General features: G+C 75.2%; 19 protein-coding genes. 14 read left to right on the top strand and 5 right to left on the bottom strand.

The window, feature by feature from the left end:
* Positions 1–7: 7 nt before the first annotated feature.
* The 5 genes from E4A51_RS11755 to E4A51_RS11735 all read left to right on the top strand — a co-directional run bounded on the left by E4A51_RS11755 (position 8) and on the right by E4A51_RS11735 (position 5,014).
* Positions 8–889: a TIGR00730 family Rossman fold protein gene (locus tag E4A51_RS11755; protein WP_134851853.1), complete on the top strand. Its 882-nt coding sequence runs from the start codon at positions 8–10 to the stop codon at positions 887–889.
* On the top strand, positions 886–1,812 hold the full coding sequence (gene folP, locus E4A51_RS11750) for a dihydropteroate synthase (RefSeq protein ID WP_134851852.1): 927 nt from the start codon (positions 886–888) through the stop codon (positions 1,810–1,812). Before E4A51_RS11755 ends, folP begins: the two co-directional genes overlap by 4 nt.
* On the top strand, positions 1,809–3,107 hold the full coding sequence (locus E4A51_RS11745; protein WP_233421089.1) for a hypothetical protein: 1,299 nt from the start codon (positions 1,809–1,811) through the stop codon (positions 3,105–3,107). Before folP ends, E4A51_RS11745 begins: the two co-directional genes overlap by 4 nt.
* Positions 3,108–3,246: 139 nt before the next feature.
* A complete protein-coding gene (locus tag E4A51_RS11740; protein ID WP_082131650.1) occupies positions 3,247–3,414 on the top strand; it encodes a DUF3117 domain-containing protein in 168 nt (55 codons plus the stop codon).
* Between the two features lie 10 nt (positions 3,415–3,424).
* On the top strand, positions 3,425–5,014 hold the full coding sequence (locus E4A51_RS11735; RefSeq protein WP_134851851.1) for a M17 family metallopeptidase: 1,590 nt from the start codon (positions 3,425–3,427) through the stop codon (positions 5,012–5,014).
* Between the two features lie 34 nt (positions 5,015–5,048).
* Here E4A51_RS11735 and E4A51_RS11730 read toward each other — a convergent pair whose 3' ends face one another.
* Entirely contained in the window at positions 5,049–5,681 is a 633-nt protein-coding gene (locus tag E4A51_RS11730) for an O-methyltransferase (RefSeq protein WP_046530321.1), read from the bottom strand.
* A 198-nt stretch (positions 5,682–5,879) separates the two neighbouring features.
* On the opposite strand from E4A51_RS11730, the gene sigE reads away from it, so the two are divergent.
* The 7 genes from sigE to E4A51_RS11695 all read left to right on the top strand — a co-directional run bounded on the left by sigE (position 5,880) and on the right by E4A51_RS11695 (position 12,148).
* Positions 5,880–6,494 carry an RNA polymerase sigma factor SigE gene (gene sigE / locus E4A51_RS11725; RefSeq protein WP_070319349.1) on the top strand — a complete coding sequence of 205 codons (615 nt, stop codon included), beginning with the start codon at positions 5,880–5,882 and terminating at the stop codon, positions 6,492–6,494.
* Complete coding sequence (locus E4A51_RS11720; protein ID WP_046530323.1) at positions 6,491–7,402, top strand: zf-HC2 domain-containing protein; 912 nt, start codon at positions 6,491–6,493, stop codon at positions 7,400–7,402. Before sigE ends, E4A51_RS11720 begins: the two co-directional genes overlap by 4 nt.
* Positions 7,399–8,784 (top strand): S1C family serine protease, encoded by a 1,386-nt coding sequence (locus E4A51_RS11715; protein ID WP_240696453.1) that lies wholly within the window; start codon positions 7,399–7,401, stop codon positions 8,782–8,784. Before E4A51_RS11720 ends, E4A51_RS11715 begins: the two co-directional genes overlap by 4 nt.
* A gap of 93 nt (positions 8,785–8,877) precedes the next feature.
* Complete coding sequence (locus E4A51_RS11710) at positions 8,878–9,234, top strand: translocase (RefSeq protein WP_046530324.1); 357 nt, start codon at positions 8,878–8,880, stop codon at positions 9,232–9,234.
* 92 nt (positions 9,235–9,326) lie between these two features.
* The gene (gene trpS, locus E4A51_RS11705; protein WP_070320356.1) at positions 9,327–10,388 is read left to right on the top strand and encodes a tryptophan--tRNA ligase; all 1,062 of its coding nucleotides are present in this window, start codon (positions 9,327–9,329) and stop codon (positions 10,386–10,388) included.
* The gene (locus E4A51_RS11700; RefSeq protein WP_046530326.1) at positions 10,385–10,972 is read left to right on the top strand and encodes a 2'-5' RNA ligase family protein; all 588 of its coding nucleotides are present in this window, start codon (positions 10,385–10,387) and stop codon (positions 10,970–10,972) included. The genes trpS and E4A51_RS11700 overlap by 4 nt, the downstream gene beginning before the upstream one ends.
* 117 nt (positions 10,973–11,089) lie before the next feature.
* Positions 11,090–12,148, top strand: coding sequence for a YihY/virulence factor BrkB family protein (locus tag E4A51_RS11695; RefSeq protein WP_134851850.1), 1,059 nt, complete (start codon positions 11,090–11,092; stop codon positions 12,146–12,148).
* A gap of 75 nt (positions 12,149–12,223) precedes the next feature.
* Here E4A51_RS11695 and E4A51_RS11690 read toward each other — a convergent pair whose 3' ends face one another.
* Genes E4A51_RS11690 through sdhC form a run of 4 tightly spaced genes read right to left on the bottom strand, consistent with a single transcriptional unit; the run spans position 12,224 to position 15,753 of the window.
* Positions 12,224–13,009, bottom strand: a complete 786-nt coding sequence (locus E4A51_RS11690) for a succinate dehydrogenase iron-sulfur subunit (RefSeq protein WP_046530327.1) — start codon at positions 13,007–13,009, stop codon at positions 12,224–12,226.
* Positions 13,009–14,841: a succinate dehydrogenase flavoprotein subunit gene (gene sdhA, locus E4A51_RS11685; protein WP_046530328.1), complete on the bottom strand. Its 1,833-nt coding sequence runs from the start codon at positions 14,839–14,841 to the stop codon at positions 13,009–13,011. Before sdhA ends, E4A51_RS11690 begins: the two co-directional genes overlap by 1 nt.
* A gap of 53 nt (positions 14,842–14,894) precedes the next feature.
* A complete protein-coding gene (locus E4A51_RS11680) occupies positions 14,895–15,353 on the bottom strand; it encodes a succinate dehydrogenase hydrophobic membrane anchor subunit (RefSeq protein WP_046530329.1) in 459 nt (152 codons plus the stop codon).
* Between the two features lies 1 nt (position 15,354).
* The gene (gene sdhC, locus E4A51_RS11675; protein WP_082131651.1) at positions 15,355–15,753 is read right to left on the bottom strand and encodes a succinate dehydrogenase, cytochrome b556 subunit; all 399 of its coding nucleotides are present in this window, start codon (positions 15,751–15,753) and stop codon (positions 15,355–15,357) included.
* Between the two features lie 258 nt (positions 15,754–16,011).
* On the opposite strand from sdhC, the gene E4A51_RS11670 reads away from it, so the two are divergent.
* Positions 16,012–17,124 (top strand): mannose-1-phosphate guanylyltransferase, encoded by a 1,113-nt coding sequence (locus E4A51_RS11670; protein WP_134851849.1) that lies wholly within the window; start codon positions 16,012–16,014, stop codon positions 17,122–17,124.
* A 65-nt stretch (positions 17,125–17,189) separates the two neighbouring features.
* A complete protein-coding gene (locus E4A51_RS11665; RefSeq protein WP_134851848.1) occupies positions 17,190–18,488 on the top strand; it encodes an amidohydrolase in 1,299 nt (432 codons plus the stop codon).
* Positions 18,489–18,625 lie beyond the last annotated feature (137 nt).

Genomic DNA, 18,625 nt, shown 5'->3' with positions numbered 1-18,625 from the left:
CGGGGCCATGACCCACGAGACGTCGGCACCCGCACCGGAGTACCGCCGCGGCCCCGTGCTGCTGCGGCGCGACCAGATCCCCGCCACGACCTCCGACCAGCGGCTGCTGTCGCGCGGCGAGGGCGCCTCCTGGCTGCACTCGGACCCCTGGCGCGTCATGCGGATCCAGAGCGAGTTCGTCGAGGGGTTCGGCGCGCTGGCCGAGGTCGGGCCCGCCGTGAGCGTGTTCGGCTCGGCACGCGTCAAGCCGGGCGACCCGTACTACGCGATGGCGCAGGACGTCGCGCGCGGCCTCGTCGACGCGGGGTACGCGGTGATCACGGGCGGCGGCCCCGGGATCATGGAGGCGGCCAACAAGGGTGCCGCCGACGCCGAGGGGCTGTCGATCGGCCTCGGGATCGAGCTGCCGTTCGAGCAGGGCATGAACCGGTGGGTCGACCTCGGCGTCAACTTCCGCTACTTCTTCGCCCGCAAGACGATGTTCGTCAAGTACTCCGAGGGCTTCGTCGTGCTGCCCGGCGGTTTCGGCACGTTCGACGAGCTGTTCGAGGCGCTCACGCTCGTCCAGACCCACAAGGTCACGGGCTTCCCGATCGTGCTGCTCGGCGGCGACTACTGGGACGGGTTGCTCGCGTGGCTGCGGGGACCGGTCCTCGAGAACGGCATGATCGCCGCCGCCGACGTCGACCTGCTGCACGTCGCGTCGACCGCCGAGGAGGCCGTCGACGTCGTCGTGCGGCGCAACGCCGAGATCCGTGCCGAGGAGGCTGCGGCCGCCGAGGCGACCGAACGGGCGAACCACGAGGCGCAGGTCGCCGGCGGCGGCCCGGTCCCGGAGCCCGTCGGCGGCGAGCCGCAGGACGAGCAGCTCGCCGGCGGCGGGTGGTGACGAGCGGCCCGCTGCCCGGCGTCCCCGCCGGTGCGACGCCGCTGCGGCTGCGCGGTCGGACGTTCGCGCCCGACCGGCCCGTCGTCATGGCGGTCGTCAACCGCACGCCGGACTCGTTCTACGCCGCGGCGCGCTACCGCGACGACGACGTCGACGCGGCCGTCGACAGGGCCGTCGAGCAGGGCGCCGACGTGCTGGACGTCGGGGGCGTGCGGGCGGGCCGCGGTCCGGCGGTCGACGAGGCCGAGGAGGTCGCGCGCGTCGTGCCCGTCGTCGAGCGCGTGCACGCGCGGCACCCGGAGCTGCTGGTGAGCGTGGACACGTGGCGCGCGGGCGTCGCGCGCGCGGTCGCCGACGCGGGTGCCGACCTGCTCAACGACACGTGGGCGGGGCACGACCCGGGGCTCGTCGAGGTCGCCGCCGAGCGGGGGCTCGGCGTCGTGTGCTCGCACACCGGCGGCGCGACGCCGCGCACCGACCCGTTCCGCGTCACGTACCCCGCGCCGCCGGGCGTCGACCCGCTCGACGGCGTCGTCGACGACGTGGTCCGCACGCTGACGGCCGCGGCCGCGCGGGCGGTCGCGCTCGGGGTCGACCCCGCCGCGGTGCTCGTCGACGCGACGCTCGACTTCGGCAAGACCACGTGGCACTCGCTGCACCTGCTCAGAAGCACCCCGCAGATCGTGCAGATCGGGCACCCTGTGCTCATGGCGATCTCGCGCAAGGACCTGGTGGGGGAGACGCTCGACCTGCCGCCCGACGAGCGGCTCGAGGGCACGCTCGCCGCGACGGCGGTCGCGGCGTGGCTCGGTGCGCGCGTGTTCCGCGTGCACGACGTCGCGGCGACGCGGCGCACGCTCGACATGGTCGCGGCGATCCGCGCCGAGCGGGCGCCCGCGGTCGCGCTGCGGGGCATGGTGTGAGCGCGGCGCAGGGCGGGCACGGCGACGGCGCCGTGGCCGCCGCGGACGCGACCGGGCACGACGCCGCGCCGGAGCGGCGGCCCGCGGGGTGGTGGGAGCGCGTCCGTGCGTGGCCCTGGTGGGTGCACGTGCTGCTCGTGTTCGCCGCGTCGCGGCTGCTCGCGGGCGTGGTCTTCGTGTGGACGTCGACGGTCCAGGAGGCGAACCTCTGGACCGACGCCAACCCGCCGTACCAGGAGTACGTCGCGCTCATGTACGACGGCGGCTGGTACCGGCAGATCGCCGAGAGCGGCTACCCCGCGGAGCTCCCGCGCGACGCGCAGGGGCTCGTGCAGCAGAACCCCTGGGCCTTCTTCCCGCTCTACCCGATGCTCGTGCGGGGCCTCATGGCGCTCACGGGCGGCTCGTGGGTCGTCGTGGCGCCGACCGTCTCGCTCGTGCTCGCGGCCGCGGCCGCGCTGGTCGTGCACGAGGTGGTCCGGCAGGGTGCGCCTCGCGCGGTCGCGGCGCGGCCCGGGCTGCCGCTCGCGTCGGTCGCGCTGGTCTGCGCGTTCCCGACGGCCGCGGTCCTGCAGGTGGCGTACACCGAGTCCGCCGCGCTGCTGCTGGTCGCGACGTCGCTGCTGCTGATCGTGCGGCGGCAGTACGGCTGGGCCGCGCTCGCGGTCGTGGCGCTCGGCTTCACGCGCGCGGTCGCGCTGCCGATGGCCGTCGTCGTGGTGGTCCACGCGGGTGTGCGCTGGTGGCGTGCGCGCCGCGGCGAGGACACGTTCGGGCGGCGCGACGGCCTCGGCCTCGCCGGGCTCGCGGTCGCGGCGGGGGTGTCGGGCGTCGCGTGGCCGGCCGTCTGCGGCTGGGCGACGGGGGTGCCGGACGGCTACCTGCAGACGCAGGAGGCGTGGCGCGGCATCCGCGAGGTGACGCCGTTCTACGGCTGGACGTACGTGCCGCAGTTCTGGTTCGGCGACGCCGGGCCGTGGCTCGTCGCGGCCGGTGCGGCGCTCGTGCTGGCGGTGCTGCTGGTGCCGGCCGCGTGGCGCGTCGGGCCCGAGCTGCACGCGTGGTCGGCCGCGTACGTGCTGTACATCGTCGCGGTCATCGAGCCGGGCTCGAGCCTCGCGCGGTTCCTGCTGCTCGCGTTCCCGCTGGCAGCGGTGACGGCCGGGGTCGTGACGCGGCCCCCGTGGGCGCGTCGGCTGTGGTTCGGCGCCGTCCTCGTGCTCATGCTGGGGCTGCAGGTGCTGTGGATCCGCCAGATGTGGGAGTTCAACCCGCACGGCGACTGGCCGCCGTGAGCGGTCCGTGGTGCGGGCACCGGGGCGGTGTCCGCCCTCGGTGAACTAGGATGGTCGGCGGACAACCGGCTGACCAGTGAGGTTGCCGGGGCCGCCGACGAACGTCGGACGGCCGTAGACGAGGCGAAGGAGAGGCCGCATGGCCGCGATGAAGCCGAGGACCGGCGACGGACCGCTCGAGGTGACCAAGGAGGGTCGCGGCATCGTCATGCGCGTCCCGCTCGAGGGTGGCGGACGGCTGGTGGTCGAGCTCAACGCGACCGAGGCCGCCGAGCTGGGCGAGGCATTGTCCTCCGTCGTCGGCTGACGACCGCCGCATGAGCCCTCGCTCCACCGGCACCGCCGCCCTGCGCACGCCGCCGCTCGTCACGCTGCACGGCGCCACCGTCGTCGACTCCCCGCTCCTCACGGACGGGTCGGTCGACGCGGTGGCCGTGCAGGTCGCCCCGCCGCGGCCGGGCGACGACGCGCTGCAGCCCCGCTCGGGGACGCCGCAGGCGGCGGCGCGGTACGGCGTCGACCTCGCCGAGCTGGCGGAGCGCGCCGGGCTCACGGGTGCGGCGGGCGAGGCGTTCACGGTGCACCTGCCGCTGCCCGTCGGGTCGTCCGTCGCGCTGCCGTGGGCGGGGCTGCCGCCGCGGCTCGTGCTCGTGGGCGTCGGCGACGAGAGCCCGACGGCGCTGCGCCGTGCGGGTGCGGCGCTCGCACGCGCGACGCGCGACCTGGGCCGGGTCGCGACGACCGTCGGCGCGCAGACCCACCACGACGCCGCCGGCGCCGCACGTGCCGCGCGCGCGGTCGTCGAGGGCTACCTGCTCGCGGCGTACACGACGCCGCGCGTCACGGCCGAGCCGCCGACCGCGCGCGCCGCCGAGCTCGTGCTGCTCGGGCGGGACGGCGACGAGGTGGCGACGGCCGTCGAGGCCGCCCGCACCGGGGCCACCGCGACGTGGCTCGTGCGCGACCTCGCCAACACGCCCTCGAACGTCAAGGACCCGGCGTGGCTCGCGGACCGTGCGCGCCGGCTCGGCACGGACGCGGGGCTCGAGGTCCAGGTGCTCGGCCCGCGCGAGCTCGCCGCGGGCGGGTTCGGCGGGATCCTCGCGGTGGGCGGCGGTTCCGCCTCGCCGCCGCGCCTCGTGCGGCTCACGTACACGCCGGAGGGCGGCGGGGGCCGGCACGTCGTCGTCGTGGGCAAGGGCATCACCTACGACACGGGCGGTCTGTCGATCAAGCCGCGCGAGGCCATGGTGCCCATGAAGACGGACATGGCCGGTGCCGCGGTCGCGCTCGCGACCGTCCTCGGTGCCGCGCGCTCTCGCGTGCCGCACCGCGTGACCGCCGTGCTGCCGCTCGCCGAGAACCACGTCGGCGCCGCCTCCTACCGGCCCGGCGACGTGCTGACGCTGCACGGCGGCACGACCGTCGAGATCGCCAACACCGACGCCGAGGGGCGCCTGGTGCTCGCCGACGCGCTCGCGTGGGCCGACGCGACGCTCGAGCCCGACGTGCTCCTCGACGTCGCGACGCTCACGGGCGCCGCGAGCCTCGGCCTCGGCAAGCAGCACGCCGCGCTGTACGGCACCGACGACGCCCTCGTCGCCGCGCTCGCCGCCGCGGGTGAGCGCACGGGCGAGCTCGCCTGGCCGATGCCGCTCGTCGCGGACTACGCCGAGGCCGTGCACTCGTCCGTCGCCGACCTGCGGCACGTGCCGCAGGACCGCACGATCGGCGGCGGCTCGATCACCGCGGCCCTGTTCCTGCAGCGCTTCGTCGGCGAGCGGACCTGGGCCCACCTCGACATCGCCGGCCCTGCACGGGCGACCGCCGACAAGCACGAGGTCACCGAGGGCGCGACCGGCTACGGCGCCCGGCTGCTCCTGGAGTACCTGGACGCGCTGATCTGACGCGTGCCCGCGCCGCCCCCCGGCGGGGGAGCGGTCAGCGCCGCACGGCCACCAGCAGGCCGTCGCCCGTGGGCAGCAGCGCGGGCACCAGGCGCTCGTCCGCACGGACCTGCCGGCCGACGTCCCGCACGGTCGTCGTGGTCTCGTCGCGGCGCGCCGGGTCGGCGACGCGGTCGTACCAGAGCGCGTCGTCCACGACCAGCACGCCGCCCGGGCGCAGCAGCCGCACGGCCTGCTCGACGTAGCCCGGGTAGCCCTCGACGTCGGCGTCGACGACGACCATGTCGTAGCCGCCGTCGGTCAGGCGCGGCAGCACGTCCAGCGCGCGGCCCGAGATCGCGCGCGTGCGCGTGCTGCGGACGCCCTCCTCGGCGAACGCCTCCTTGGCGGCGCGCTGGTGCTCGAGCTCGATGTCGATCGTCGTGAGCACGCCGTCCGCGGGCATGCCGCGCAGCAGGTAGAGCGAGCCGACGCCGGCACCGGTGCCGACCTCGACGACCGCGCGCGCCTGCACCGCGGCCGCCAGCACGCGCAGCGCCGCACCCGCACCGGGGGCCACGGGGGTGCACCCGAGGTGCGACGCGCGCTCGCGGGCCCGCAGCAGCACGTCGTCCTCGTCGAGGAACTCCTCGCAGTACACCCAGCTCTGGGCCTTGTCGGTGGAGATGTCGGCCTCCTCGTCGTGCGCCCCGGGCGGGGGCGTCCCTGCCGGTCAGCGTAGTCCCGGGTGCGTCGGCCGTCGGTCACCGCGCGCGCGTGGCGGACGGGCGCGCATGGGTTCGCCCACGACGAACACGGGTCGAGGTCCTGGCGTCGACCTGGGACACTGGTGGTCAGCGTCCCGACCCGGAGAGAACCCACGCACATGAGCGATCAGCCCGCCGACTGGCAGGCACCGTCGTGGGAGGAGATCGTCCGCGAGCACTCGGCGCGCGTCTACCGTCTCGCGTACCGCCTGACCGGCAACCGGCACGACGCCGAGGACCTCACGCAGGAGACGTTCGTGCGGGTCTTCCGGTCGCTGCACACGTACAGCCCCGGCACGTTCGAGGGGTGGTTGCACCGCATCACGACCAACCTGTTCCTCGACCAGGCGCGCCGCCGCCAGCGCGTGCGGATCGAGACCATCGGGGACGACACCGAGCGCTGGGCCTCGCCCGACGCGCTCGCGACGCCCGAGCGCGCGTTCGAGAACGGGAACCTCGACCACGACGTGCAGCGCGCGCTCGACGCGCTGCCGCCCGAGTACCGCGCGGCCGTCGTGCTGTGCGACATCGAGGGGCTGTCGTACGAGGAGATCGCCGTCACGCTGGGCATCAAGCTCGGCACCGTGCGCTCGCGGATCCACCGGGCCCGTGCCCGGCTGCGGGTCGCGCTCGAGCACCGGCGGCCGTCCGCCGCGACGTCCGCCGACCCGGACGCGTCCCTGCCGGGGGTCGTGACCGGCACGGCGGACGCCCCCGCGGGGGTGGCCCGATGATGCACCTCGGCTCGCGCATCAGCGCGCTCGTGGACGGGCAGCTCGACCCCGCCGCGACCGAGCGCGCGCTCGCGCACGTCGCGCTGTGCGGTGCGTGCGCGCGCGAGCTGGCCGACGCGCGTGCCGCGCGGCGCGCGCTCGCGGCCGCGGAGCCCGTGCAGCCCACCGAGGACCTCACGGCCCGTCTGCTCTCGCTGTCCGCGCAGGGGGCGCCGCCGGACGCGCCCCGGTGCGACCCGTTCGCCGTCGGCGGCGGCGCCGCGCTGCCCGTCGCGGCCACGCGTGCGCTGCGCGGCGACGTCGTCGCGCGCCGTTCACCCGTGCGCCTCGTGGTGGGCTCGGTGGCGGGGCTGGGCGCGGTCGCCGCGAGCCTGTTCGTCCTCGGCGGCCGTCCCGTCGTGACCCCCACGAGCCACCCCGCGGCGGTGCTCGGGCTCCTCGCGCACCCGTCGGCCGTCGCGGTCGACGGACGCACGCTGCGTGCCGACGACGACACCGTGTCGCGGCTGCGCGGCCAGGGGTGGACGTTCCCGCAGAGCCTGCCCACCGACTGGCGCGTCGCGGGGATCCGCTGGTCGCCCGGCGACGTCGACACGCTCGAGGTCGACGTCGCGGGCCCCGACGGCACGTTCGTGGTGACGGAGCAGCAGGGACGCCTCGACACCGACGCGCTCGCGGGCGCCCCCGTCCGCGAGATCGGCGGTCGCGAGGTCCACGTGCTGTCGTACGAGCCCTGGCACGTCGCGTGGCAGTCCGAGGCGACGGTCGTGCAGGTCGTCGCCGCGCAGGACGACGGCGACGTCGACGCGCTCGTCGCGGCCTTCCCGGCCGGCGGCTACGACGACACCATGACCGGGCGCATCGGCCGCGGCTGGCAGACCGTGTCGACGGTGTGGGAGCGCCCGTGAGCGACGCCGACGGGACGCGTCCCGCCGAGCCGGCGGCCACCGGTCCCGTGCCCGCCCCGGCACCGTCCGCGCCGCTGTTCGCGGCCCCGTCGTCGTACCGGCACGTCGCGCGCCCGGCCGCCGCGGACGCGCCGGTCGCAGACGCCGCACCCGTCCCCGGCGCGCACCCCGGGTACGCCCCCGTGCCGCCCGCGGCGGCCCCGGGGCACGCGTCGCCCGTGCCGCTCAGCCCGCCGACCCCCGGCGCCGCCGCCGCGCCGCAGGTCGTCCGCCGCCGGCGGCGGCGGACGCTGTCGGTCGCGTGGGTCGCGCCGCTGGTCGTGCTCGCCCTCGTCGCGGGCGTCGGGGGCGGCGTGCTCGGCGCGCGCCTGCTGCCGGACGACGCGCGGCCGGCCGACGCGGCGCTGCCCACGGTCGCGGTCCCCGGCGGGACCGGGGCGCCGGTCGACCGCGCGCCCGACTCGGTCGCGGGCATCGCCGCGGGCGTGCTGCCCAGCGTCGTGTCGATCGAGGTCCGCACGCCCGACGGCGAGGGCTCGGGCTCGGGCTTCGTGCTGCGCGAGGACGGCTACGTGCTGACCAACAACCACGTGGTCGCGGGCGCGGACTCCGGCTCGCTCGTGGTCGTGTTCGGCGACGGCTCCGAGCTGCCCGGCACGGTGGTGGGGGCGACCGGCGAGTACGACCTCGCGGTCGTCAAGGTCGAGGCCTCGGGGCTCACGCCGCTCGTGCTGGGCGACTCCGACGCGGTCGTCGTCGGCGACCCGGTGGTCGCGGTCGGCGCGCCGCTCGGGCTCGTCGGGACCGTGACGACGGGGATCGTGAGCGCGCGGAACCGACCCGTCGTCGCGGGGGACTCCAGCGACGCGGCCTTCATCAACGCGATCCAGACCGACGCCGCGATCAACCCCGGGAACTCCGGCGGGCCGCTCGTCAACGCCGCGGGCGAGGTCGTCGGCATCAACTCCGCGATCGCGCAGCTCCCGGGGCGTCTCACGAGCGCCGGCAGCATCGGGCTCGGCTTCGCGATCCCCTCGAACCAGGCGCGCCGCACGGCCGAGCAGCTCATCGAGACGGGCCGCGCGACGTACCCCGTGATCGGCGTGCTGCTCGACAACGAGTACTCCGGCGAGGGCGTGCGGGTCTTCGAGCAGGACCCGGACGGTCAGTCGGCGGTCACGCCCGACGGCCCGGCCGACGCCGCCGGGATCCGGCGCGGCGACGTCATCCTCGCGATCGACGGCCGGCCCGTGACCGCGTCCGAGGAGCTCATCGTCGCCATCCGGGCCCACCGGCCGGGAGACACGGTGGTGCTGCGGGTGCGGACCGGTGAGAGCGAGCGCGACGTGCGCGTGCGCCTCGACGAGGCGCCCTCGGACTGAGCTGTAGCGCCGTCACCGCGGCCCTGACGCGCGGCCTCCCACCGACCGGACGGACCGCCGGGGACGGGGCGCGCCGCGCGGTAGCCTGGTCGCGTGTTCGGGATCAACGGAGGCGAGCTGATCATCCTGCTGCTCGTCGTCGCGCTGGTCGTCGGACCCGAGCGGCTCCCGGGGTACGCCGAGCAGCTCGCGGGCTGGGTGCGCCAGGCGCGGGACGCGGCGCGGGACGCGCGCCGCCGCGTCGACGACGAGCTGGGTGGCACGGACGTCGACTGGGAGGCGCTGGACCCGCGCCGCTACGACCCCCGCCGCATCGTGCGCGACGCCCTGCTCGACGACCCGGGCCCCCGCTCCGCGCGGCCGCCCGGGCCCGCGGGGCCCGTCGCCGCGGCGTCTGTCGCGACGCTCGCCCCGGGCACCCCGGCCCCGTTCGACGACGAGGCCACCTGACCCGTGACGCGCCGCCCGCACGCCCGCCCCGCGCACGCCCGACCCGCCCCCGACCGGCCCGCGCGCCGGTCACCCCTCCAGGAGGCCCACGCATGACCCAGGTGCTGCCCACGGCGCAGCCCGCTGCGACGTCCACGTCCGGCGCCCGGATCTTCTCCGGCATGCAGCCCACGTCGGACTCGTTGCAGCTCGGCAACTACCTCGGGGCGCTCACGCAGTGGGTCGCGCTGCAGGAGACGCACGACGCGATCTACTGCGTCGTCGACCTGCACGCCCTGACCGTCGCGCCCGACCCGAAGGTGCTGCGCGAGCGCACGCGCCGCACGGCCGCGCAGTACCTCGCGGCGGGTGTCGACCCGCAGCGCTCGATCCTGTTCGTGCAGTCGCACGTGCCGGAGCACGCCGAGCTCGCGTGGGTCCTGTCCTGCCACACGGGGTTCGGCGAGGCCGGTCGCATGACGCAGTTCAAGGACAAGTCCGCCAAGCAGGGCACCGAGGGCACGACGGTCGGGCTCTTCACGTACCCCGTGCTCATGGCGGCGGACATCCTGCTCTACGACACGCGGCTCGTGCCGGTGGGGGAGGACCAGCGGCAGCACCTCGAGCTCACGCGCGACCTCGCGCAGCGTCTCAACTCGCGCTTCGGCCGTGGCACGGTCGTGGTCCCCGAGCCGCACATCGTCTCGGCCACGGCCAAGATCTACGACCTGCAGGACCCGACGTCGAAGATGAGCAAGTCCGCCGAGAGCCCCAACGGGCTCATCGAGCTGCTCGACGACCCGAAGGTCGTCGCCAAGCGCATCCGCTCCGCGGTGACGGACGCCGAGCGGGAGATCCGCTACGACGTGGCGGCCAAGCCGGGCGTGTCGAACCTGCTGACGATCTTCTCGGCCCTCACGGGGCGCACGGTCCCGTCGCTCGAGCAGGACTACGCGGGCAAGGGGTACGGCGACCTCAAGAAGGACCTCGCGGACGTCGTGGTGGACTTCCTCACGCCGTTCCAGGAGCGCGTCCGGCACTACCTGTCGGACCCGTCGGCGCTGGACGACGTCCTCGCGGACGGGGCGGACCGGGCACGCGAGCTCGCGACGCCGACGCTCGAGCGGATCTACGACCGCTCGGGCCTGCTCCCGCGTCGCCGGACGCGCGCATGAGGCTGCCCCGGGCGGGTGCCGACGAGACGGTGGTGGGGGTCGCGCTCGCGATCCCCGAGCCGTTCCGCACGCAGCTGCACGACGCCCGGGTGCGCTTCGGCGACCCCGAGGCGCACAACATCGTGCCGCACGTGACGCTCGTCGGGCCCACGCCCGTCGCGCTCGACGCGCTCGACGCGCTCGACGCGCACCTCGCGCGCGTCGCGGGCTCGCACGCGCCGTTCCGGGTGGTGCTGCGCGGCACGCAGACGTTCCGGCCCGTGTCGCCCGTGGTGTTCGTCGCGCTCGAGCGCGGCGGCGACGACTGCGCCGCGCTCGAGCGGGCCCTGCGCGCGGGACCGCTGGACGTGCCGTCGGCGTTCCCGTTCCACCCCCACGTCACGGTCGCGCACGACCTGGACGACGCCGCCCTCGACGGCGCGCAGCGCGACATGGCCGGCTACGAGGCCGCGTTCGACGTCACGCACCTGCACCGGTTCGTGCACGACGGGGCGGCGTGGCGTCCCGTCCGGCAGTTCGCGCTCGGCGGCGACGGCTCGGCCGGCGCCGACCGCGCGGCGTCGACGCCCGCCCGCACCGTCTGAGACGACGGCGCCCCGCCCCGCCCCGCGCCGGGCACGCCGCGGCCGACGTGTCGCGCGGCACGGCCCGCGCCGTCCGCAGCGGATGCCGCGTCGCGGAGGCCCACCTAGATTCGGCGCATGGAGCGCCGCACCCGGTCCGAGCCGTCCGTCGTCCGCCCGCCCGCCGGCGCGGGCGAGGCGCACCGGCACGCCGCCGAGCTGGCCCCCGACCCCGAGGGGCCGCGCCGCAGCGCCGGGTTCGCGGGTCTGGTCGAGCGCGTCCAGGCGCTGCTGGCGTGGTGGCAGCGGACCCGCGCGGCACGGGCCAACGCGCGCTTCGGCGCGGCCGGGGGCGGCCTGCTCACCGGCGGGATCGCGTACGCGACGCTCTTCTCGGTGTTCGCCGGCCTGACGATCGGCTGGACCGTGTTCATGGCGGTGCTCGGCGGCGACGAGGCCCTGCGGCAGCGGGTGCTCGACACCGCCGCGTCCTCGCTGCCCGGGCTCATCGACACGGGCGACGGGCAGGGCATGCTCGACCCGTCGGACCTGCAGATGAGCACGGGGCTGAGCGTCGCGGGCGTCGTCGCGTTCGTCGTGCTGCTCGTGAGCGCGATCTCGGCGGTCGCGGCGCTGCGCACGGCGGTGCGCGCGATGTTCGCGGCGGACGACGCCGTCACCGCGGTCGCGGGCAAGCTGCGCGAGCTCGGCGGCTTCGTCGCGATCGGCGCGGCCGTGCTCGTGTCGGCGCTCCTCGGGCTCGCCGTGACGACGGCCGCGGACTGGCTCATGGGCACGCTCGGGTGGTCCGACGGCACGGGCCTCGTGGTGCGCGTGCTCGGTGTGCTCGTGGCGTTCGTCGTGGACGCGGGCGTCTTCGTCATGGTCGTCCGCGTGCTGGCCGGGCAGCACCCGCCCCGGCGGGACCTCCTGGGTGGCGCCGTGATCGCGGGCGTCGGGCTGGGCGTGGTCCGCGTGCTGGGCACGTCGGTCGTCGCGGGATCGGTCGACCGCAACCCCGTGCTCGCGTCGTTCGCGGTGATCGTCGTGCTGCTGCTGTGGATCAACCTCATCGCGCGGATCGTGCTGCTCGCCGCGGCCTGGACGGCCGACCCGCCGCAGGCGGAGCCGTCCGGCGACCGTGGTGCCGACGACCGCGGGGCCGACCACCACGGGGCGGGCTCCCGCGGGCGCTGAGCCGAGGCGTCCGGGCGTGCGACGGCCCCGCCGGACCGGGGGTCCGACGGGGCCGTCGCGGCGTCCGGGCGGGCGTCAGAAGGCGCGCGTGATCATCGCGCGCTTGACCTCCTGGATCGCCTTGGTGACCTCGATGCCGCGCGGGCACGCCTCGGTGCAGTTGAAGGTCGTGCGGCAGCGCCACACGCCCTCCTTGTCGTTGAGGATCTCGAGGCGCTGCGTGCCGCCCTCGTCGCGGCTGTCGAAGATGAACCGGTGCGCGTTGACGATCGCGGCGGGCCCGAAGTACTGCCCGTCGGTCCAGAACACCGGGCAGGACGACGTGCACGCGGCGCACAGGATGCACTTGGTCGTGTCGTCGAACCGCTCGCGCTGCTTCGGGGACTGCAGGCGCTCCTTGGTGGGCTCCGTCCCCGTGGTGATGAGGAACGGCATGATCTCGCGGTAGGACGCGAAGAACGGCTCCATGTCGACCACGAGGTCCTTGACCACGGGCAGGCCCTTGATGGGCTCGACCACGATCGGCTTGGACGGGTCGAGGTCCTTGAGCAGCGTCTTGCAGGCGAGCCGGTTGCGGCCGTTGATCCGCATCGCGTCCGAGCCGCAGATGCCGTGCGCGCACGACCGGCGGAACGTCAGCGAGCCGTCCTGCTCCCACTTGATCTTGTGCAGCGCGTCGAGCACGCGGTCCGTGCCGTGCACGTCGACCGTGAACTCGTCCCAGCGCGGCTCGGCCTCGAAGGCCTCGCCGAACGTGGGGATCGCGTCGTCCGACGGCAGGAACCGGCGGATCTTCAGCGTGACCTGGAAGGACGGCACGGCGCCGGCCTCGGGTGCGGGGGCGTCCAGGGTGGCGGTCATCAGTACTTGCGCTCCATCGGCTGGTAGCGGGTGACGGTGACGGGCTTGGCGCCGAGGACGAGCTGGTACCCGTCGAACTCCTCGGCCCGGGAGAACGCCCCGTCGTCGTCGCCCACGGTGACGGCACCCGTGGCGAGCGGGCGGCGGTACGCCATGGTGTGCTGCATGAACCTCGCGTCGTCGCGCTGCGGGAAGTCCTCGCGGAAGTGACCGCCGCGGGACTCCTCGCGGTTGAGCGCGCCGACGACGACGGTCTCGGCGATGTCGAGCAGGAAGCCCAGCTCGACGGCCTCGAGCAGGTCGGTGTTGAACGTGCGGGTCTTGTCCTGCACCGACACGGCCTCGTACCGCTTGCGCAGCGCCTTGAGGTCCTCGAGCGCCTGCGTGAGGGACTCCGCGGTGCGGAACACCTGCGCGTTGGCGTCCATCGTCTCCTGCAGCGCGCGCCGGATGTCGGCCACGCGCTCGCCGTCGGGGCGCGTGCGGATCGTCTCGAGCTCGGCCTCGACGGTCGTCGCGGGCGACTCGGGCAGCTCGACGAACGACGCGGTCGCCGCGTACGCGGCGGCCGAGCGGCCGGCGCGCTTGCCGAACACGTTGATGTCCAGCAGCGAGTTGGTGCCGAGGCGGTTGGAGCCGTGCACCGAGACGCACGCGACCTCGCCGGCGGCGTACAGGCCCTTGATGACGTCGTCCGCGTTGCGCAGGACCTCGCCCTCGATGTTGGTCGGGATGCCGCCCATCGCGTAGTGCGCGGTCGGGTAGACGGGCACGGGCTCGGTGTACGGCTCGATGCCGAGGTACGTGCGCGCGAACTCCGTGATGTCGGGGAGCTTGGCGTCGATGTGCGCGGGCTCGAGGTGCGTGAGGTCGAGCAGGACGTAGTCCTTGTTGGGCCCCGCGCCGCGCCCCTCGCGCACCTCGTTGGCCATCGACCGGGCGACGATGTCGCGCGGGGCGAGGTCCTTGATCGTGGGCGCGTAGCGCTCCATGAAGCGCTCGCCGTCCGCGTTGCGCAGGATGCCGCCCTCGCCGCGCGCGGCCTCCGACAGCAGGATCCCCAGGCCCGCGAGGCCGGTCGGGTGGAACTGGAAGAACTCCATGTCCTCGAGCGGGATGCCGCGGCGGTAGGCCAGGGCCATGCCGTCGCCCGTGAGGGTGTGGGCGTTCGACGTGGTCTTGAAGATCTTGCCGGCGCCGCCGGTCGCGAACACGACGGCCTTGGCCTGGAAGACGTGGATCTCGCCGGTCGCGAGCTCGTACGCCACGACGCCCGAGACGTTGACCTCCTCGCCCGCGGGCACGTCGCCCGCCGCGAGGTCGTGGTCGACCAGCAGGTCGAGCACGTAGAACTCGTTGAAGAACTCGACGTCGTTCTTCACGCACTGCTGGTACAGGGTCTGCAGGATCATGTGGCCTGTGCGGTCGGCCGCGTAGCACGACCGCCGCACGGCGGCCTCGCCGTGGTTGCGCGTGTGCCCGCCGAACCGGCGCTGGTCGATGCGGCCCTCGGGCGTGCGGTTGAACGGCAGGCCCATCTTCTCGAGGTCGAGCACCGCGTCGATGGCCTCCTTGGCCATGACCTCGGCGGCGTCCTGGTCGACGAGGTAGTCGCCGCCCTTGACGGTGTCGAACGTGTGCCACTCCCAGTTGTCCTCCTCGACGTTGGCGAGGGCGGCGCACATGCCGCCCTGCGCCGCACCCGTGTGGGAGCGCGTCGGGTAGAGCTTGGAGATGACGGCCGTGCGCACGCGGGTCGAGGACTCGAGGGCCGCGCGCATGCCGGCGCCGCCCGCGCCGACGATGACGACGTCGTACTGGTGGGTCTGCATCGGCTGCGATGCCTTCCTTCGCTGGGGGCGTCCGGTCGGGGGCGTCCGGTGGGTCAGGCCGTGCAGAACGACGGCAGGAGGGAGGCCGGGCTGTTCGGCGGGCACGGGTCGAACGTGAAGATCACGAGCGTGCCGAGCGTCACGACCAGCACGGTCGCGACGTACAGCGCGACCTTGAGCACCATGCGCGTCGTGTCGCGCTCGGCGTAGTCGTTGATGATCGTCCGGACGCCGTTGGTGCCGTGCAGCATCGCGAGCCAGAGCATCAGCAGGTCCCAGACCTGCCAGAACGGCGACGCCCACTTGCCGGCGACGAAGCCGAAGTCGATCGCGCTGATGCCGTCGCCCACCATGAGGTTGACGAACAGGTGGCCGAAGATCAGCACGACGAGGACGACGCCCGACGCGCGCATGAAGACCCAGCCGTACAGCTCGAAGTTGCCGCGGGTCGTGCGGCGCGACGGACCGGGGCGCGAGGCGCGGGGGGCCTTGGGATCGGCGACGGCGCTCATGTCAGTGCCCCCCGAAGACGTTGGAGAGGTGGCGCGGCAGGAACCCGGCCATGGTGACGACGAGCAGCCCCATCACGACCCAGAGCATGACGCGCTGGTAGCGGGGGCCCTTGGCCCAGAAGTCGACCAGGATGATCCGCAGGCCGTTGAACGCGTGGAACACGATCGCGAGCACGAGCCCGGCCTCGCCCAGACCCATGATCGGGTTCTTGTACGTGCCGATGACGTCGTTGTACGCCTCGGGGGACACGCGCACGAGCGCGGTGTCGAGGACGTGCACGAGCAGGAAGAAGAAGATCGCGAAACCGGTGATGCGGTGCGCGACCCACGACCACATGCCTTCGCGCCCGCGGTAGAGCGTTCCGGCCGGCCGCGGTGGCGCGGTGGGCGCTGAGGACACGGTGGGGGCCTCCTGTGGCGAGTCAGCGTGCGGACGTCGGTGTCCTGACGTGCCCCTCACTGTAGTGACCCGTACCCGCGGCCTGCCCCACCTCGGTGGGTCGGAAGGCCCGGCGGGGTGGCGTTTGTGACCAAGCCCACAGGTCGCGCCGTGCCGTGCGGGACGTCGGTCCGTCGCGTCCGTGGCCCGACGGGGTCCGGACGCGCGCGCGGGGCGGAGGGGCTGGGAGCCGCCGCGCGCCGTCGCTACCGTTGCGCCATGCCGGACGCACCCCTCAGCGACTTCCACGCCGTCGTCCCCGCCGGGGGAGCCGGCACCCGCCTGTGGCCGCTCTCGCGCGCCGGGCACCCGAAGTTCCTGCTGGACCTCACCGGCAGCGGGCGCTCGCTGCTGCAGGCGACGGTCGACCGCCTGGTCCCGCTCACCGGCCCGGGCCACGTGCTGGTCGTCACCGGCGCGCGGCACGCCGCGGCGGTCGCCGCGCAGCTGCCCGGGCTCGCGGACGGCGACGTCCTCGCCGAGCCGAGCCCGCGCGACTCGATGGCGGCCATCGGGCTCGCCGCGGCGGTCCTCGCGCACCGGCACGGACCGGACGTCGTGCTCGGGTCGTTCGCGGCCGACCACGTCATCACCGAGCTGCCGGTGTTCGAGGCGACGGTCCGCGAGGCCGTCGCCGTCGCCCGCACGGGCAAGGTCGTCACGGTCGGCATCCGCGCGACCGAGCCGTCGACCGGCTTCGGGTACGTGCGCAGCGGCGCGCCGCTCGACCTCGCCGACGCGCCGCACGCGCACCACGTCGCGGGCTTCACTGAGAAGCCCGACGCGCAGACCGCCGCGGAGTACCTCGCGACCGGTGAGTACAGCTGGAACGCCGGCATGTTCGTCGTGCGCGTCGGCGTGCTGCTCGACCACCTCGCGGCGCAGCTGCCCGCGCTGCACGACGGCCTGCGCGCGATCGCCGAGGTGTGGGACACACCCGAGCGTGCGGCGCGGCTCGCCGACGTCTGGCCCGGCCTCACCCGGATCGCGATCGACCACGCGATCGCCGAGCCGGTCGCCGCCGCGGGAGGCATGGCGGTCGTGCCCGGGGCGTTCGGGTGGGACGACGTCGGCGACTTCGCGTCGCTCGGGACCCTCCTCGACGCCGGCGCGGACGGCGCCACGCTCGGTGAGGCCGCCCACGTGCTGCGGCTCGCCTCCGACGGCGCGGTCGTCGCGACCGGCGGGCGCACCGTGACGGTCGTCGGCGTGCCCGACGCGGTCGTCGTCGACACGCCCGACGCCGTGCTGGTCACCACGCGTGCGCACGCGCAGGACGTCAAGCAGGCCGTCGACGCGTGGCGCGAGCGCGGGCGCGACGACCTGCTCTGACCGTCGGCTGCCGGGTCGGTGGACCTCGCCGGGCGCGTCCGGGCTGCGGCGATACCCTCGGTGACGTGCCCATCCCGTCGTCCGACCACCCGTCCGTGCCGCTCTCGCCGAGCGACGTGCCGCCGCTGAGCACGCTCGCCCCGGAGCCGTCCGACCCGGGGGCGCGCGTGCTCGCGTCCGCCGTCGCCGGGCTGCGCACCGAGCTCGTCGCCTTTCGGCGCGACCTGCACGCGCACCCCGAGCTGGGGCGCACCGAGGAGCGCACGACGCGCGTCGTCGCGGAGCGTCTGCGGGCCGCGGGGCTGACGCCCCACGTGCTGCCCGGGTCCGGGCTGTGGTGCGACGTCGGCCCGACGGTCGCCGCGTCGGGCGCGCGGCTCGTGGCCCTGCGTGCGGACCTCGACGGGCTGCCCGTGCCGGACACGTGCGGCCTGCCGTGGTCGTCGACGCACCGCGGCGTCGCGCACGCGTGCGGGCACGACGTGCACACCACCGCGGTCCTCGGCGCGGGGCTCGCGCTCGCGCGGCTCGCGGACGAGGGCCTGCTCACCACCGGCGTCCGGCTCGTCTTCCAGCCGGCCGAGGAGGTGCAGCCCGGCGGCTCGATCGACGTGATCAACGCCGGCGGTCTCGACGGGGTCGCGCAGATCTTCTCCGTGCACTGCGACCCGAAGCTCGACGTCGGCCTCGTCGGCACGCGCATCGGGCCCATCACGTCGGCCTCCGACGAGGTCACCGTGACGCTGACCGGGCCGGGCGGGCACACGTCGCGGCCGCACCTGACGGGCGACGTGGTGTTCGCGCTCGGTCAGGTCGTCACGCAGGTGCCTGCCGTCCTGGGCCGCCGGCTCGACCCGCGCTCGGGGGTCAACCTCACGTGGGGCGCGGTGCGCGCGGGGACGGTGCACAACGCCATCCCGTCGACGGGCACGGTGATGGGCACGCTGCGGTGCCTCGACGTGCGGGCGTGGGAGCGCGCGTCGGCGGTCTTCGAGCAGGCCGTGCACGACGTCGTGCACCCGCTGGGCGTCGAGGTCGAGGTCAAGCACCAGCGCGGCGTCCCGCCCGTGGAGAACGGCGCGGAGAGCACCGGGGTGCTCGAGGCCGCGGCGCGCGACGTGCTGGGCCCCGAGTCGGTGCACCTGACCGAGCAGTCGCTGGGCGGCGAGGACTTCGCGTGGTACCTCACGAAGGTCCCGGGCGCGATGGCGCGGCTGGGGACGCGCACGCCCGGCGGCCACACCTTCGACATCCACCAGGGCGACCTGCGCGTGGACGAGCGGGCCGTCGAGGCGGGGGCCGTGCTGCTCGCCCGCGCCGCGCAGCTGGCGGGCCGCCGCGCCGCCGCGCCGGCCTCGTCCTGAGCGTCCGTCTCGCGCCTCGGACCGCGCGTCCGAGGTGCGGGAACAGGTTGCGTTTTCATCACAGAACCTGCGCAGATACGGGTCGGTAACAAGAGCGTGACCTGGGGGTGCCTAGGGTCCGCAGTGATCATGCCGAC

This window comes from Cellulomonas sp. HD19AZ1 (assembly GCF_004535805.1).
GTDB classification, from domain to species: domain Bacteria; phylum Actinomycetota; class Actinomycetes; order Actinomycetales; family Cellulomonadaceae; genus Cellulomonas; species Cellulomonas iranensis.
Note: the sequence above shows the minus strand (reverse complement) of the source record. Positions and strands in the feature narration are given on the sequence as shown.